Origin of the sequence: Bacillus sp. FJAT-52991 (genome assembly GCF_037201805.1) — a bacterium.
Lineage (GTDB): Bacteria > Bacillota > Bacilli > Bacillales > Domibacillaceae > Bacillus_CE > Bacillus_CE kandeliae.
Genome location: NZ_CP147404.1, coordinates 1315720 through 1332042 on the forward strand (window position 1 = coordinate 1315720; position 16323 = coordinate 1332042).

Genomic DNA, 16323 nt, shown 5'->3' on the forward strand with positions numbered 1-16323 from the left:
TGAAATAACCGGGGGATTGTGATGAATGATAAATTTAGTCAGCAAGTAAATAGAATAAAGGAATACTGGAATAGTCGAACGAAAAAGCAAAAGATGATAGGGATAGGTGCTTTTTTACTATTTGTAGCGGCTATCACGGTGACAGTCCTTCTCGCAACAAAAAAGAATATGGTTCCGTTATATAGCGATCTTTCCCCTACTGAGATTGGAGCAATAAAGGAAAATCTAGATGGGCGAGGAGTTACATATGAGATTACGGAAGGTGGAACGGGGATTCTTGTTCCGAGCGAAGTAGTAGATACATTAAAAGTGGACTTAGCCGCTGAAGGACTTCCGAAATCGGGAAGTATTGATTATAGCTTTTTTAGTGAAAATGCTGGTTTTGGTATGACAGATAATGAGTTTGATATTATGAAGCTCGATGCGATGCAGACGGAACTAGCTCAGCTTATGACAGGAATTGAAGGGGTGAAAGACGCAAAAGTGATGATCACCCTTCCTGAAGAAGATGTGTTCGTCAAGGAGAATGGGGAGAAAGCTTCTGCTTCTGTCGTATTAAATACAGAACCAGGATATGAATTTGATGAAAAACAAATCAAATCCTTATACCATTTAGTGTCTAAAAGTGTGCCAAATTTGCCGACAGAAAACATCGTGATTATGAATCAAAACTTTGAGTATTTTGATATCCAAAATGGAGACTCATTATCTGGAAATAGTCTAGCTCAGCAAATGGATGTGAAAAGAGAAATTGAACGTGATATTCAACGGCAAGTTCAAAATATGCTTGGCACATTAATGGGTCCAGAGAAAGTGGTTGTATCTGTTACGGCAGATGTCGATTTTACACAAGAAAAGAGAGAAGAAAATCTTGTCACTCCTGTAGATGAAGAAAATATGGAAGGAATTCAAATTAGCGCCCAAAGGATTACCGAAACGTTTACTGGTGATGGGGCTGCTGGCGGTGTTCCTCAAGGAGAAGATCCTGCTGATGCTCTCGGCTCTACCTATATGCAAGGAACGGGAGAGTCAGGTGATTATGAACGAACAGAAGAAACGATTAACAATGAAGTGAATCGAATTCGAAAAGTGATTACCGAAAGTCCTTATAAAATCAGGGATTTAGGTATTCAAGTGATGGTTGAACCGCCTAAGGCTGACGATCCTGATTCACTTCCGCAAGAGAGCGTAGATGATATTCAACAAATGCTTGGCACGATTGTTCGTACCTCTATCGATAAGGATTACGGTGCGGAGCTCACTGATCAAGATGTAGAGGATAAGATCGCTGTTTCTGTTCAGCCATTCAATGGAAAGGTTGATTTTAAAGAAGAGGAACAGCCGTTATTGCCATGGTGGGCTTATGTTATTGGTGGAATTTTACTAGTTGTCATTGGTGTATTAGTTTTCCTAATGATTCGCTCTCGTAGAAATACAGAGGAAGAGGAAGAGGAAGAATTAGAAGAATTTGAGATCCCTCAAACTATTGCTGAGATTAAAGAAGTAACAGACGAAGGATCCATGAAAAGAAAACAATTAGAGAAAATGGCAAAAGACAAACCAGAAGAATTTGCCAAGTTATTACGGTCATGGTTATCAGAGGATTAGGAGGGGTTGGAAGTGGTCGTTAGAGAGAAAAAATTGACAGGTAAACAAAAAGCAGCCATTCTTCTTATTTCTCTTGGTCCTGACGTATCTGCGTCAGTATACAAACATTTGTCTGAGGAAGAAATCGAACGTTTAACACTAGAGATTTCTGGTGTTAAGAAGGTTGAATCTGAAATTAAAGAAGATGTGTTTGAAGAGTTTCATAACATTGCCCTTGCTCAAGACTATATTAGTCAAGGGGGAATTGGTTATGCGAAAACCGTTTTAGAGAAGGCGCTTGGTCAAGACCAGGCGCAAATGATTATTAATAGACTGACCTCTTCTTTGCAAGTAAGACCCTTTGATTTTGCAAGGAAAGCAGATGCTAATCAAATATTAAACTTTATCCAAAATGAACATCCACAAACGATTGCATTGATTTTATCCTATTTGGATCCGCAACAAGCTGGTCAAATTCTATCTGAGTTGCCTCAAGACATGCAGGCGGATATTGCTAAACGGATAGCGATCATGGATAGTACATCTCCTGAAATTATCAATGAAGTCGAAGCGATTCTTGAAAGGAAGTTAAGCGCAACTGTCACTCAAGATTATACACAAACAGGTGGAGTAGAGGCTGTTGTGGAAGTGTTGAATGGTGTGGATCGAGCAACTGAAAAAACGATTTTGGATGCACTTGAAATTCAAGACCCAGAGCTAGCAGAAGAAATTAAGAAACGGATGTTTGTGTTTGAAGATATCGTTACATTGGATAACAGATCAATCCAACGTGTCATCCGTGATTGTGAAAATGAAGATCTATTGCTTTCATTGAAAGTATCTAGTGAAGAAGTGAAGGATGTTGTATTCCGCAATATGTCTAAACGGATGGTTGATACTTTTAAAGAAGAAATGGAGTATATGGGTCCTGTTCGTCTCCGTGATGTGGAAGAATCTCAATCCCGCATTGTAGCTACTATTCGTAGGCTAGAAGAAGCTGGTGAAATCATCATCGCGCGTGGCGGAGGAGATGATATCATTGTCTAGATTGATTAAATCTCAAAGAGCAGAAATGATCAGTGAGCTCCAAAAAATGATTGAAATAAAAGTGGTTCAATCAGAGAAAGAACTGATAGAGGAACAAAAGCAAGAAGAAAGTAATCAAATGGCCTTTTTCGAAGCAGAAAGGCAGAAGCGATTGGGTGAGGCCTATGCAGAAGCCGATTCAATCACCCAAAAAGCTAGAGAAGAAAGCGAAGAAATTAGAGCGCAAGTGAACGAAGAAAGACAAGCGTGGAATGAAGAAAGAAAGCTGTTAATAGAGAAAGCTCATGAAGAAGGTGTAACAAGCGGCCTTCAAGAAGGTCAGCAACTAGGCTACAGCGAATACGAGCAATTAATCGCAGCAGCTAAACAAACGGTAGTTAGTTCGCAGCAAGAATATCAAAAAAATGTTGAACAAGCAGAAAAGACGATTTTGCATCTAGCTATTCAAACCGCTGAGAAAATTCTAGGACAGGTATTACAGGAGCATCCCGATATGTTCCTTCCTGTCTTACAGCAAGCATTGAAAGAAGTATACGACCAAAAAGAAATCCAAATTCATGTTCATCCAATCAATTATCCGCTCGTCGTTGATCAAAAAGTAGAAATTGAAGCTATGTTTCCTGTCAATACTCTTATTTACATTTATCCAAATGAAGAGCTTGAAGAAAACGGCTGCTATATAGATACGAAACAAGGAAGAATTGATGTGGGCATCGATAGTCAGTTATGGCAACTGAGAACACAATTATTTGAACTTCTTGAAGGTGAAGAACAGTGAATATAACGACATTGTCATCGAAAATGGAACAGTTAGATACATATAAAAGATACGGTCGGATCAAACGAGTGATAGGGCTTATGATTGAATCCCAAGGTCCGAAAGCTTCAATTGGTGATGTTTGTTATATTTATCCGAATAAAGAGGAACAACCTAAGACGTTTATTCCGGCGGAAGTGATTGGATTTAAAGAGGAAATGGTTGTTTTAATGCCTTATGGAGATATTAATGACATTTCTCCTGGTAGTTTAGTCGAAAATTTAGGCCGATCACTTGAAGTGAAAGTGGGCCCTGCTTTAATAGGGAAAGTAATTGACTCTATGGGGAACCCTTTAGATGGTACTTCCTTGCCGAAAACATTGACAACAGTGGGGACAGAAAAAAAACCGCCTAATCCTCTAAGCAGGCCACCTATTAGTGAGAAATTGGAAGTGGGAGTAAGGGCTATTGACAGCTTATTGACGGTTGGGAAAGGACAACGGATAGGGATATTTGCAGGAAGTGGTGTAGGTAAAAGTACCTTGCTTGGAATGATCGCTAGAAATACAAATGCAGATATTAATGTGATTGCCTTAATTGGCGAGCGAGGAAGAGAGGTCCGTGAATTTGTTGAAAGAGACCTTGGTCCTGAGGGGCGAGCACGCTCCATCATCGTCGCTGCTACTTCTGATCAGCCAGCATTAATGAGAATCAAAGGAGCGTTTACTGCCACAGCCATTGCTGAATATTTTCGAGATAAGGGATTAAATGTCATGTTAATGATGGACTCTGTGACTCGTGTCGCCATGGCACAGCGGGAAGTTGGCTTAGCGGTTGGAGAACCTCCAGCCACGAAAGGATACACTCCTTCCGTGTTTGCGATTATGCCTAAGCTGCTTGAGAGAACCGGAACGAATCACCATGGCACGATCACTGCTTTCTACACGGTACTAGTAGATGGGGACGATATGAATGAACCGATTGCCGATGCCGTTCGTGGAATTCTTGATGGCCATATTGTGTTAGATCGAGAACTGGCCAATAAAGGGCAATACCCAGCTGTTAATGTATTAAAAAGTGTCAGTCGATTAATGAGTCATTTAGCATCCAAAGAACATCAACAAGCAGCCATCACCATAAGAGAATTGATGAGTACGTATTTGAATTCGGAAGACTTAATTAATATTGGTGCCTACAAAAAAGGATCATCCGCTGAAATTGACCGAGCCATTCATTATTACCCGAAGATCCTCTCGTTTTTAAAGCAGCAAACAGAAGAAAAAGTGACATTAGACACCAGCATTCAATCCCTCATTCAGTTAGCTGAAAAAGGAGAATTATAATGGTAGCTTATAACTATAAATTTGAAAAAATATTGCAGCTAAGAGAACAAGAAAAAGAGGAAATGCAAACTAGTTACATGGAATCGATGAAAAAATTTGAGCAAGCAGCTGAAAAGCTCTATACGCTGTTAAAGAAAAAAGAAGAGTTAATTGATTATCAAGAAACGCAAATGGTCAGTGGCTTTTCGATATACGAAGTTCAGCATTATCAACAATTTGTTTCCAATCTTGAACAAACGATCTCTTTTCAACAGCAAATCGTCATTAATGCTCGTAATAAAATGCAATGGTGCGAACAGCAATTACAGGAAAGAAATATCGAAGTGAAAAAATACGAGAAAATGAAAGAAAAAGATTTTAAGAAATTTAATGCATGCTTGCTCGTAACGGAGCAATATCAAATGGATGAAATTTCAACGATCCAATTTATGAACCAAAGAAATTAGGTGAGAGCGATTATGGCACGAAAAAAGAAAAAAGAAATCGTAGAATACGAAGAAGGAAATAAAACTAGTAAATTACAATGGCTTCTTTTTGCTGTTATTATTCCCCTCCTTTTTGCAGTAACGGTCTCACTGATTGTCATGACAATCGCTGGTGTTAATATTTTTGATAAAGCGAAGGAGCTTGGTGCGAGCATTCCGGGCGTCTCTTCAATGATTGATAGTGAATCATCGAAAGACAGCAAAGTAGCGAAGGATCGGCTAGTCTCATTACAGGCAGAAGTTGAAGATCAAAAAGCAGAAATCGAGAAGTTACAAAAAAAACTCGAAGCTTCTGATCAGGAAATCGAGAAATTGTTAACCGAAAAAGATCGATTAGAGATTGAATTGGAACAACAGCAAAAACAAGAAGAAGACAGTGGTAAAGGCAAGACAGATGATAAAGGCGATAACCCATTGATTGATACGTATGAATCAATGTCACCGAAGAACATCGCTAATATTCTTGTAAATTTATCTGATAATGAAGCGGTTAGTATTATTTCAGAGATGAGCACAGACAAGCAAGCGGAAATTTTAGAGAAGCTCCCGCCAGAAACAGCTGCAAAGTATACGAAAATGCTCACTCAATGAGAAAGAAATACATAGAGGTGACAAATAGATGATAGGTGTAGGAAATATATTTTTAGGTGGTTTGCAGACGAATCAAGCCATACCACCTAAGCAAGCGGGACTCGGAGCCACATTCCAATCAATGTTAAGTGCTGAAACAAGTGAAGCGAGTACAACTATGCCAAATGAAACACGGCAGCTGTTAGAAGCGATCAAACAAATCATCACCGCGAAAGACATCGATGAATTAACCGGTATGGCCCCAGGGGTGAAGAAAGTAGCGAAGGAATGGATGTCTGATGGGAAAATGCCGTCCTTTGAAGACCTAGCTCTTTTTCTAGGGATGGATACAACTGAGTTAAAAAGTATGCTTGAGAAGCTGATGAAACAGTTCACTAATATGACAACTGGAAACGACACAGTAGAACAAGGCCCCATTAGCGAGGATACTTCTAAAGAAATAGAGAATCCCAAGGACAGAAGTGACATGCTCAATATGATCCCCGAGGATATAAGTGACATGTTCAATATGCTCCAATTACTGACCACAACTTCTCCCCAAGATTGGCCTAAAGGTGAAGGCAAATTAGTTAACACCTTATTACAAGCAGCAAAGGTCTGGGAGTTGTTCAGTGAAAAGGCGGATAGCCATGTAAATGCTCAAGAGCAACAACAAGCATTAAAGGGGATGCTGAAAGAACTTTCAAGTAAATTAGACAGTGTTTTACAACAGGCATTTAAAAACTATCAACATCTAAGTGAAGAACCATCATCACCTGTTGTTGTGAAAACAACTCAAGCAATGCCTAAAGAAGGAATCATCCTTCAACCTATTTTTCATCCAATGTCAAAAATAGAAACTTTGATGATGAGGGTGTCAACCAATCCAAAGCCAATGAATATGGAGCAGTTTATTGAAAAATTTTCACAAGTTCTTGGCAATTCTAACTTAATGAAAACGCCAAATGGCAATCGTTTGCTTATTAAACTTTATCCAGAGCAACTCGGTAGCTTAAGAATTGAGTTATTACAGCAAAATGGTGTGATGACGGCGAAGATTCTTTCTTCGACCTCCATGGTGAAGGACTTGTTTGAGCAACATGTTCATAGCTTAAAGCAAGCATTCGCCCAACAAAATATTACAGTTGATAAAATTGAATTGTCCTATAGTCAAGCGGACCCTCAAAAGTTTGATCGTTCGTCACAGCAGGAACAACAGACGAAGCAACAACAGCAACAGTCACAACAACAAAAAGAAACAGAAGACCAACCAGTAGAACAATTTAAAGATGTACTAGAAAATATGGAAGTTTAGGTGATCATATGTCTCAGGTGTCAAACATTGATGACAGTTTATATTTAGAAAATAATAAAAAGCAACGTCAGACAGGTAACAGCTCACTTGGAAAAGATGACTTTCTAAAACTTTTAATGGTACAGCTGCAAAACCAAGATCCTTTAAATCCGATGGAAGACAAAGACATGATTGCTCAGATGGCGACCTTCTCGACTCTTGAACAGCAAATCAACATGACAGCCGCGATAGAGGAACTAGTGCAAGTGCAATATGCATCACAAATGATTGGCTACCATTCATTTGTTGGTAAAGAAATCAAATGGCATAAAATTGAAGCTGATCAGGATAAACCTGACGAGCCACCAGTGGTAATTGAAGGAACAGGCAAAATCGTCTCTGTTCAGTTCAAAGAGGGTGGCGTCGAGTTTACGCTTGAAGATGGTACAAAGTTAGAACCAGGTAATATTTCTGAGATTATAGGCGGAACCACTTCAAGTGGCAATTCACTTGTCGAAGCAAGTCAGTTAATCGGTCATAAAGTCACATGGGAGAAAGAGGGAGCTGAACAAACAGCTACCGTTCAATCTGTATCTATGAAAGATGGGAATATTTGGCTACATTTAGACAATGGCGAAAAAATCGCCGCATCCGCGTTAACAAAAATTGAATAAACACGAAACTTAAAAAAATATTTCGAAAATCGAAAGGGGAAATTCAATTATGCTACGCTCAATGTACTCAGGAATCAGTGGAATGAAAGGTTTTCAAACGAAACTGGATGTCATCGGGAACAATATTGCCAATGTCAATACGTATGGATTTAAAAAAGGGCGCGTTGTTTTTAAAGATATGGTCAGTCAATCAGTGGCAGGGGCAAGTGCTCCAGGAAATGGACGCGGAGGGACGAATCCACGTCAAGTTGGGCTTGGTTCACAATTAGCTGCTATTGATACGATTCAAACGCAAGGGAGTACTCAAACAACGTATCGTCCGCTGGATGTGGCGATTTCTGGTGATGGCTTTTTACAAGTAAAAGATGGCAATAACACATTGTATACAAGAGCGGGAAATCTTTATTTAGATAAAGATGGAAATCTAGTAAATAGTGATGGACTCTTCATTCAAGGAACAACTGGGACAGGAACAACTGTTGGAAATATTAAAATTCCTCAAACAGCTAAAGAGTTGAGTATAGGCGCTGATGGCAAAGTTACTTATACAGATGATACTGGAACGTTACAAACAGCTGGAACTATTCAACTTGCGAAGTTTGCTAATCCAGATGGTTTGATGAAAGTTGGAAACAATTTATTTGAAGAAACGCCAAACTCAGGTACTATAACAACTGCGGCCCCTGGAGACAAAGGCACTGGCGTACTTGTTGCCGGTACACTAGAAATGTCCAACGTCGATCTTTCTGAAGAGTTCACAGAAATGATCGTTGCACAGCGTGGATTCCAGGCGAATACTCGTATCATTACGACATCTGATGAAATTTTACAAGAACTAGTGAACTTAAAGCGATAATTTAGTAGCGTAGTAGGGGGGACTTGAATGCTTCGGTCGATGTATTCAGGAATTAGCGGGATGTCTAATTTTCAAAAAAAATTAGATGTCATCGGCAATAATATTTCTAACGTGAATACGTATGGATTTAAAAAAGGTCGTACCACTTTTAAAGATGTATGGAGTCAGCAAATTACCGGAGCAGCTCCCCGACAAGTGTTTAAGGGAGGAGTAAATCCGAAGCAAGCGGGGTTAGGTGTGCAACTGTCAGCGATTAATAATATACACACGCAAGGCAGTCTGCAAACAACTGGACGTGCTCTAGATTTATCCATTTCAGGTGAGGGCTTCTTTATGGTAGGAAAAGGAGAGAACGGAACGATCACGGATAAAAAATACACGAGATCCGGCAATTTTTATTTAGATCAAAATGGTCATGTAGTCAACTCTGATGGTGACTATTTAATTAAAGCCGTGCCGAATCCAGCGAATCCTTTAACTGCTATTTTGTATATTCCGGTTACCATTCCGCCGACTGCACAGAATGTTAGCATTGGCAAAGATGGAACGATTGGATATACCGATCAAAATGGAAATAATGTAGTAGAAGGAGTGATTCCTCTCGCTAAGTTTTCCAATCCTGAAGGGCTAGAAAAAAGCGGTTCTAATGCTTTTGTCGAAACCGCTAACTCAGGGGAGCCCATATATAGCTGGCCAGGAGAAGATGGGACAGGAACCATTGTTTCTGGCGCGTTAGAAATGTCCAACGTTGATCTTTCTGAAGAGTTGACAGAGATGATTACTGCTCAGAGAGGGTTTCAGGCCAATACGAGGATTATTTCTACTTCGGATGAAATTATGCAAGAAATAGCTAATTTGAGAAAATTTTAAGTGATTATGCACATAGGGGAGGGTCCAGGGTTGGAGTGTCGCTTCAACCCTGAATTATATTGATCAATGTGACGAGATTGAATGGCAAACCCTTTTTATTAAACGCCATTTATATTGAAATGGTGGAAAGCTTTCCGGATACAACGATTACGCTTTCTAATGGAAAGAAGTTTCTCGTTCGTGAATCCGAGGATGAAGTAAGAAAGCGGATGGAGGACTTTTATCGTCGCGTTCATCTTTTGGGGAAAATAGATATAGGAGAGGATCGGGATGGAGACTGAAACACAAGAAGTGCAAAGCAAAAATAAGCTTTTAACGATAATGCTCGTTCTCTTAACGGTTATTTTACTAGTAGGTACTGTCGCCGTCATTATTATTTTGAAATCTTCAAATGAAGGTAGTGCGAAAGAACCGACGATCGATGAAGTCATTGAATCATCGGTAGATATACCTGAATTGACAACGAACTTAGCGTCGGATGATTACATTCGAATTTCTTTTAAAATCCAAACGGATAGTAAAGAAGCGATGGAAGAAATGACGAAGCGTGACTTTCAAGCAAAAAATATTATTATTAAGCAGCTGTCTGAAATGAAGGCAGAAGAGTTAAAAGGAAGTAAAGGAAAAGAGAAGTTAACAGAACAATTAAAAATGGAATTAAACGAAATTATGCAGGATGGAAAAGTTCTTGAAGTGTATATCACCTCTTATATCATCCAATAATTAATTCATTTGACGGAGGTGAAGGCATGTCGGGAGAAATATTATCTCAAAACGAGATTGATGCCTTATTGTCGGCTTTATCTACTGGCGAAATGGACGCTGATGAGCTAAAGAAGGAAGAAGAAGAGAAAAAGGTTAAAGTGTATGACTTTAAAAGGGCGTTGCGTTTTTCGAAAGATCAAATCAGAAGTTTAACGAGAATGCACGATAATTTCGCTCGCATTTTAACGACGTTCTTCTCAGCTCAGCTTCGTACATACGTTCAAATTGCGGTTGTATCGGCTGATCAAATTCCTTACGAAGAATTTATTCGCTCCATTCCTAATCAAACGATTCTTAATGTATTTGAGGTTCCTCCACTTGAGGGAAGAATTTTAATGGAGGTTAACCCAAATGTAGCATATGCGATGTTAGATCGATTGTTAGGCGGAAAAGGGTTAAGCGTCAATAAAGTCGACAATTTAACGGAAATAGAAACAAAAATCATGTCGAATATGTTTGAACGAGCTTTCGAAAATTATCGAGAAGCTTGGGTGAATCTTGTCGATATTGATCCTTTGATGGCGGAATTTGAGGTGAATTCTCAATTTTTGCAGATGGTATCACCTAATGAAACTGTAGTTGTGATATCATTAAACACGACAATTGGTGAAACGACCGGAATGATCAATATCTGTATTCCGCACGTTGTATTAGAGCCGATTATTCCTAAATTATCTGTTCATTACTGGATGCAAAATCCAGATAAAAAGGAAAGAGCGCCAGGTGAACTCGAAAAGCTTGAGAAACGTATTAAAAAAGCAGATGTATCTGTTGTCGCAGAGCTTGGACATTCAGCTATTTCGATAGAGGAATTCCTAACTCTTGCAATAGGAGATGTTATTGAATTGAAACAGCGTATTAACGAGCCCCTGTCTGTTAAAGTTGGTCAAAAACCAAAGTTTACGGCACAGCCGGGTAAAATAAATAAACAATTGGCTGTACAAATTCTTGACCATATAGAGGGGGGAGAAGACGATGATGAGTGATGATATGCTATCTCAGGAAGAAATTGATGCTTTGTTGAAAGGACCTGGAGAAGACAGTAAAGAAGACGAAGCTTCAAGTACATCGTTAACTAACGTGGAAGATTACTTGGATTCGTTTGAACAAGATACGCTAGGTGAAATAGGAAATATATCATTTGGCAGTTCAGCTACGGCTCTCTCTAGTTTATTGAATCAAAAGGTGGATATCACTACACCGACTGTTTCAATCATCGAAAGAAAAAAATTAAAAGACGAATTTCCACATCCATATGTAGCTATTGAAGTGGAGTATACAGAAGGGTTTTCTGGCGCGAATTTGCTAGTCATTAAGCAAACAGATGCAGCCATTATTGCTGATTTAATGCTCGGTGGCGATGGTACTTCGCCTAATCCAGATTTGGGAGAAATTCAACTAAGCGCTGTACAAGAGGCCATGAATCAGATGATGGGGTCGGCGGCGACTTCGATGTCCACCATTTTTAGTAAGAAGGTAGATATTTCACCTCCAGTCATTGCTTTAATGGATTTACAGCAAGGCGAGGGTGCCGATACCATACCAGAACTTGATTTACTTGTCAAAATTTCTTTCCGACTAACCATTGGAGATTTAATTGACTCTAATATTATGCAACTGCTGCCATTGAATTTCGCTAAAAGCTTAGTAAATGAGCTGATCAATTCTTCTGAAGAAGCGGTATCCGCTGCGCCATCAGCAGAAGCACCTGTAGTGACTCAGCCAAGTAACGAGGGGGCAAAACAAGCGGAACCAAAACCAGCAGTGCAGGAAAGTGTACCTGTTCAACAAGCGCAAGAATCGGTGCCACTTCATATACAAGAGCGGCCAAAACAGCCGAATGTGAATGTGCAATCAGCTTCTTTTGCTACATTTGAGCAGCCTGCATTGAAACAGCATGAAGCTCGTAACTTAAATATGCTTCTTGATATTCCGCTGCAAGTGACAGTTGAGTTAGGTAGAACGACTCGATCCGTAAAGGATGTCCTTGATTTAACATCAGGATCGATTATTGAATTGGATAAATTAGCTGGTGAACCAGTTGATATTCTTGTCAATAGCCGATTGATTGCTAAAGGAGAAGTAGTTGTAATAGAAGAAAATTTTGGTGTTCGGATTACAGATATTTTGAGTCAGAGCGACCGTTTGAATAATTTGAAATAAGATTTAAGTAAAAGGAGACATGATAATGGGAAAGCGTATTTTAATTGTAGATGATGCAGCATTCATGAGAATGATGATTAAGGACATTTTAACGAAAAATGGCTTTGAGGTAGTTGGGGAAGCCGCAGATGGCGCTCAAGCGGTTGAAAAGTTTAAAGAATTCCAGCCAGACTTAGTTACAATGGATATTACGATGCCTGAAAAAGATGGCATTACGGCATTAAAAGAAATTAAGGCGTTAGACCCAAACGCAAAAATTATTATGTGCTCAGCGATGGGCCAACAAGCGATGGTTATTGATGCGATTCAAGCGGGAGCAAAAGACTTTATCGTTAAACCGTTCCAAGCTGATCGAGTGATTGAGGCCATTTCAAAAACTTTAGCTTAAGCTTAAGAAGGTGCACCCTTTGATTAAACAAGTGATAAAGTCCATAGCTCTCATATTATTTAGTGTGGCTCTGTTCACAGGCAATTATTCTATTGCCTGGGCAGAGCCATTTAACAATAATGTTAAAGATTGTATTGAACACCCAGAAAAATGTCAGCAAGATGTTGACAAAAAAGAGCCAAAAGAGCCAAAAGAATCACATACAGAAAAAGAAAATGAAAACAGTCAAGCCGTTGGACTATCGATTTGGGATTTCGTCAAAATGATAGGAGCGTTAGTTTTTGTTGTGGCGCTCATTTATTTATTGTTGCGATTTGTCAATCAAAAAAGTCGTTCTTATCAAAAGACGAAGCTGATCCAACATGTTGGTGGAACGCCTCTTGGAGGGAATCGATCCGTTCAAATCGTTAAGGTGGGAGATCGCTTGCTTGTACTTGGTGTAGGTGAGGATATTCAATTATTGAAAGAAATTAGTGATCAAGAAGAATATGAACGTTTTCTTCAACAGTACAATGATCAAATGGATCAAATGCTACAGCCGAAAGACATGGTGTCGAATATCATGAATAAATGGAAGTCTGATCAACCAAGCACCAATGAAGATCAGGAGAAATTTAAAAAGGTGTTTGAAGACAAGCTTAGTCATATGAAGCTTTCAAGAGAGAAAGCGATCAGGAAAATGAATAGCAAGGAGAATGGGCAAGATGAATGAGTTTATCCAGTTATTTAACGATAGTTCACCTGATCAAGTGGCAACTTCCGTTAAGTTATTGTTATTGTTAACGGTCTTGTCTTTAGCACCTAGTATTTTAATATTGATGACTTGTTTTACACGAATTGTCATCGTTTTGTCCTTTGTGAGATCGGCGCTTGCTACTCAGCAAATGCCGCCAACTCAAGTGTTAATTGGACTTGCTCTCTTTTTAACATTTTTCATTATGGGTCCTGTGTTCCATGAAGTAAACAATGAGGCATTGAAACCTTTACTTAATGATGAAATTGGTTTAGAGGAAGCGTATGAAAAGGCAAGCATACCGATGAAGGAATTTATGAGTGAACATACGAGGCAAAAGGATTTACAGCTATTTTTAGATTATGCTCAGGCCGAGCAACCGAAAACGATAGAGGATATTCCATTAACCTCTTTAGTTCCGGCTTTTGCGCTTAGTGAAATTAAAACGGCGTTTCAAATGGGGTTTATGATCTTTATTCCATTTCTTGTCATTGATATGGTTGTTGCTAGTGTTTTAATGTCGATGGGGATGATGATGCTACCGCCGGTGATGATTTCCTTGCCGTTTAAGATTTTGTTATTTGTTCTAGTAGATGGTTGGTATTTAGTGATTCAATCTTTGCTGCAAAGCTTTTAAGTAGGTGCAAACAATGAGTTCAGAAATGGTTATTTCTTTAGCAGAAAAAGGGGTTTATACCACGATTATGATATGCGCTCCTCTGCTTATTTTAGCCCTTGTTGTGGGGCTTGCCGTCAGTATTTTTCAGGCAACGACGCAAATACAGGAGCAGACGTTAGCGTTTATTCCAAAAATTGTAGCTGTATTGGTTGGCTTGATTTTTTTCGGACCTTGGATGCTTAGTCGTATGCTGTCTTATACCTTGGATATATTTACGAATTTAACGAGATTTGTAGGGTAAAAGTATGGAAGAATTATTGCCGAAACTATCGGTGTTTTTATTAATAGTTGTGCGAGTGTCATGTTTTTTTGTCACGATGCCATTGTTTTCTTATCGAACGATACCGGCGATGCATCGAATAGGGTTTGCGATTGTGCTGTCGTGGACGATGTATTATACGCTTGATCTTCCTGCATTAGAAATAAATGGCGAGTATTTTATTTTAATTATAAAAGAAGCATTGGTTGGTTTATTAATAGGCTTCATTGCTTATATGATTTTATCAGCCATTCAAATTGCGGGAGGCTTTATCGATTTTCAAATGGGATTTGCCATTGCGAATGTTATTGATCCACAAACAGGTGTACAAAGTCCACTCATCGGTCAATATTTATATATGTTTTCCTTGCTTTTACTGCTGGCGACGAACGGACATTACTTAATTTTAGATGGGATTTTCTACAGTTATCAGTTTATTCCGATCGATCAAGTAGGTCTTCCGTTTGAGAATGGACAAATAGCTGAATACGTTAGTCAAGCGTTCAACTCCATGTTTGTTATCGCCTTTCAAATGTCAATGCCAGTTGTCGCTTCCTTATTCTTGGTAGATGTGGCATTGGGAATAGTGGCAAGAACTGTGCCGCAACTGAACATTTTTGTCGTCGGTTTTCCGATCAAAATTGGCGTGGCATTTATTGTGTTAATCATTGTAATGGGAGTCATCTTTACAGTTGTTCAGAAACTGTTTGAGATTATGCTGTATACAATGCGCGATGTGATGACATTGTTAGGGGGGGGTTAACTTGAGAAGGCTACAGTTAGACCTTCAGTTTTTTGCCGGAGAAAAGACTGAAAAAGCCACTCCTAAAAAACGTCAAGACTCTCGAAAAAAAGGGCAAGTCGCGAAGAGTCAAGATGTCAATACTGCGATTAGCTTGCTTGCCATCTTTGGCTTTTTGTTTGTCGGTGCTGCTTTTATGGGAAAGCATATTTTGGGCTTTTTTCGACATTCATTACAAAACTATATGTTAATGCCTGTGACGGAGGCGAATTTAAAGATAATTGTGCTTGAAACTATGCAGCAGCTTATCTACATTCTTGGTCCGGTGATGCTAGTGGCACTACTTGCGGGATTAGCAGCTAATTATTTGCAAGTTGGTTTTTTATTAACTGGTGAACCGCTCAAGCCGAAGTTAGAAAAGATCGATCCAATTAAAGGATTTAAGCGTATTTTTGCGTTAAGAGCACTCGTAGAACTGCTAAAGTCTATTTTGAAAATTGGATTTGTTGGGACTGCTACATTTATCGTGCTCTGGTCGAATATTGAAGAAGTATTAAAGCTGTCTTTTAAATCAGTCTCCGATGCATTACAGACAGTAGGTGTACTGACTTTAAAAATGGGGCTCGCGGCCTCCATGGCGCTGTTGTTTCTCGCTCTTCTCGATTACTTATATCAAAAGTATGATTTTGAGAAAAACATCCGCATGTCAAAGCAAGACATTAAGGACGAATATAAGAATGCCGAAGGGGACCCGCTAATCAAATCACAGATGAAACAAAGGCAACGTGAAATGGCGATGAGGAGAATGATGCAAGAGGTCCCTGAAGCAGATGTTGTTATTACCAACCCTACTCATTACGCGATTGCGTTAAAATATGATGAAGAAAAGCTAGACGCCCCCTATGTTGTTGCCAAGGGAGTCGATTATTTAGCTCAAAAGATCAAGTATATCGCGGGTGAAAATGAAGTAACAATGGTGGAAAACAGGCCGCTGGCTAGAGCTTTATATGACCAAGCAGAAATTGGTGATCCGATACCTGAAGAATTTTTTAAAGCAGTAGCGGAAGTATTAGCTTATGTTTACCGAGTGAAAAATAAATTGTAAGTTTTG

At 39.2% G+C, this 16323-nt stretch carries 20 protein-coding genes; all 20 read left to right on the top strand.

All coding sequences use genetic code 11. The features are described 5' to 3' along the window. The first annotated feature begins 21 nt into the window (after window positions 1–21). The 20 genes from fliF to flhB are packed head-to-tail and all read left to right on the top strand — an operon-like array spanning window position 22 to window position 16317. Window positions 22–1608 (top strand): flagellar basal-body MS-ring/collar protein FliF, encoded by a 1587-nt coding sequence (gene fliF / locus WDJ61_RS06800; protein ID WP_338753997.1) that lies wholly within the window; start codon window positions 22–24, stop codon window positions 1606–1608. Window positions 1609–1620: 12 nt separating this feature from the next. Continuing rightward, window positions 1621–2634 (top strand): flagellar motor switch protein FliG, encoded by a 1014-nt coding sequence (fliG, locus tag WDJ61_RS06805; RefSeq protein ID WP_338753998.1) that lies wholly within the window; start codon window positions 1621–1623, stop codon window positions 2632–2634. Further along, window positions 2627–3412, top strand: coding sequence for a flagellar assembly protein FliH (fliH, locus tag WDJ61_RS06810; protein WP_338754000.1), 786 nt, complete (start codon window positions 2627–2629; stop codon window positions 3410–3412). Before fliG ends, fliH begins: the two co-directional genes overlap by 8 nt. Continuing rightward, complete coding sequence (fliI, locus tag WDJ61_RS06815) at window positions 3409–4734, top strand: flagellar protein export ATPase FliI (protein WP_338754001.1); 1326 nt, start codon at window positions 3409–3411, stop codon at window positions 4732–4734. The genes fliH and fliI overlap by 4 nt, the downstream gene beginning before the upstream one ends. Beyond that, window positions 4734–5180, top strand: coding sequence for a flagellar export protein FliJ (fliJ, locus tag WDJ61_RS06820; protein ID WP_338754002.1), 447 nt, complete (start codon window positions 4734–4736; stop codon window positions 5178–5180). The genes fliI and fliJ overlap by 1 nt, the downstream gene beginning before the upstream one ends. 12 nt (window positions 5181–5192) lie before the next feature. Continuing rightward, complete coding sequence (locus WDJ61_RS06825) at window positions 5193–5810, top strand: MotE family protein (RefSeq protein ID WP_338754003.1); 618 nt, start codon at window positions 5193–5195, stop codon at window positions 5808–5810. Between the two features lie 28 nt (window positions 5811–5838). Continuing rightward, a complete protein-coding gene (locus WDJ61_RS06830) occupies window positions 5839–7104 on the top strand; it encodes a flagellar hook-length control protein FliK (RefSeq protein ID WP_338754004.1) in 1266 nt (421 codons plus the stop codon). Between the two features lie 8 nt (window positions 7105–7112). After that, window positions 7113–7757, top strand: coding sequence for a flagellar hook assembly protein FlgD (gene flgD, locus WDJ61_RS06835; RefSeq protein ID WP_338754005.1), 645 nt, complete (start codon window positions 7113–7115; stop codon window positions 7755–7757). A 49-nt stretch (window positions 7758–7806) separates the two neighbouring features. Beyond that, the gene (gene flgG / locus WDJ61_RS06840) at window positions 7807–8613 is read left to right on the top strand and encodes a flagellar basal body rod protein FlgG (RefSeq protein ID WP_338754006.1); all 807 of its coding nucleotides are present in this window, start codon (window positions 7807–7809) and stop codon (window positions 8611–8613) included. A gap of 27 nt (window positions 8614–8640) precedes the next feature. Beyond that, window positions 8641–9483, top strand: a complete 843-nt coding sequence (gene flgG / locus WDJ61_RS06845; protein ID WP_338754007.1) for a flagellar basal body rod protein FlgG — start codon at window positions 8641–8643, stop codon at window positions 9481–9483. Window positions 9484–9542: 59 nt separating this feature from the next. Further along, window positions 9543–9764 (top strand): flagellar FlbD family protein, encoded by a 222-nt coding sequence (locus WDJ61_RS06850; protein ID WP_338754008.1) that lies wholly within the window; start codon window positions 9543–9545, stop codon window positions 9762–9764. After that, complete coding sequence (gene fliL, locus WDJ61_RS06855; protein ID WP_338754010.1) at window positions 9754–10206, top strand: flagellar basal body-associated protein FliL; 453 nt, start codon at window positions 9754–9756, stop codon at window positions 10204–10206. Before WDJ61_RS06850 ends, fliL begins: the two co-directional genes overlap by 11 nt. A gap of 26 nt (window positions 10207–10232) precedes the next feature. Then, complete coding sequence (gene fliM, locus WDJ61_RS06860) at window positions 10233–11234, top strand: flagellar motor switch protein FliM (RefSeq protein ID WP_338754012.1); 1002 nt, start codon at window positions 10233–10235, stop codon at window positions 11232–11234. Beyond that, complete coding sequence (gene fliY / locus WDJ61_RS06865; RefSeq protein WP_338754733.1) at window positions 11227–12411, top strand: flagellar motor switch phosphatase FliY; 1185 nt, start codon at window positions 11227–11229, stop codon at window positions 12409–12411. Before fliM ends, fliY begins: the two co-directional genes overlap by 8 nt. A 25-nt stretch (window positions 12412–12436) precedes the next feature. Then, complete coding sequence (locus WDJ61_RS06870) at window positions 12437–12799, top strand: response regulator (RefSeq protein WP_338754014.1); 363 nt, start codon at window positions 12437–12439, stop codon at window positions 12797–12799. A 19-nt stretch (window positions 12800–12818) separates the two neighbouring features. Continuing rightward, window positions 12819–13511 (top strand): flagellar biosynthetic protein FliO, encoded by a 693-nt coding sequence (locus WDJ61_RS06875; RefSeq protein WP_338754016.1) that lies wholly within the window; start codon window positions 12819–12821, stop codon window positions 13509–13511. Then, complete coding sequence (gene fliP, locus WDJ61_RS06880; RefSeq protein ID WP_338754018.1) at window positions 13504–14169, top strand: flagellar type III secretion system pore protein FliP; 666 nt, start codon at window positions 13504–13506, stop codon at window positions 14167–14169. The genes WDJ61_RS06875 and fliP overlap by 8 nt, the downstream gene beginning before the upstream one ends. 13 nt (window positions 14170–14182) lie before the next feature. After that, window positions 14183–14452 carry a flagellar biosynthesis protein FliQ gene (gene fliQ, locus WDJ61_RS06885; protein ID WP_338754020.1) on the top strand — a complete coding sequence of 90 codons (270 nt, stop codon included), beginning with the start codon at window positions 14183–14185 and terminating at the stop codon, window positions 14450–14452. A 4-nt stretch (window positions 14453–14456) separates the two neighbouring features. Then, entirely contained in the window at window positions 14457–15233 is a 777-nt protein-coding gene (gene fliR / locus WDJ61_RS06890) for a flagellar biosynthetic protein FliR (protein WP_338754022.1), read from the top strand. 1 nt (window position 15234) lies between these two features. After that, on the top strand, window positions 15235–16317 hold the full coding sequence (gene flhB / locus WDJ61_RS06895) for a flagellar biosynthesis protein FlhB (protein WP_338754024.1): 1083 nt from the start codon (window positions 15235–15237) through the stop codon (window positions 16315–16317). The last annotated feature ends 6 nt before the right edge of the window (window positions 16318–16323 follow it).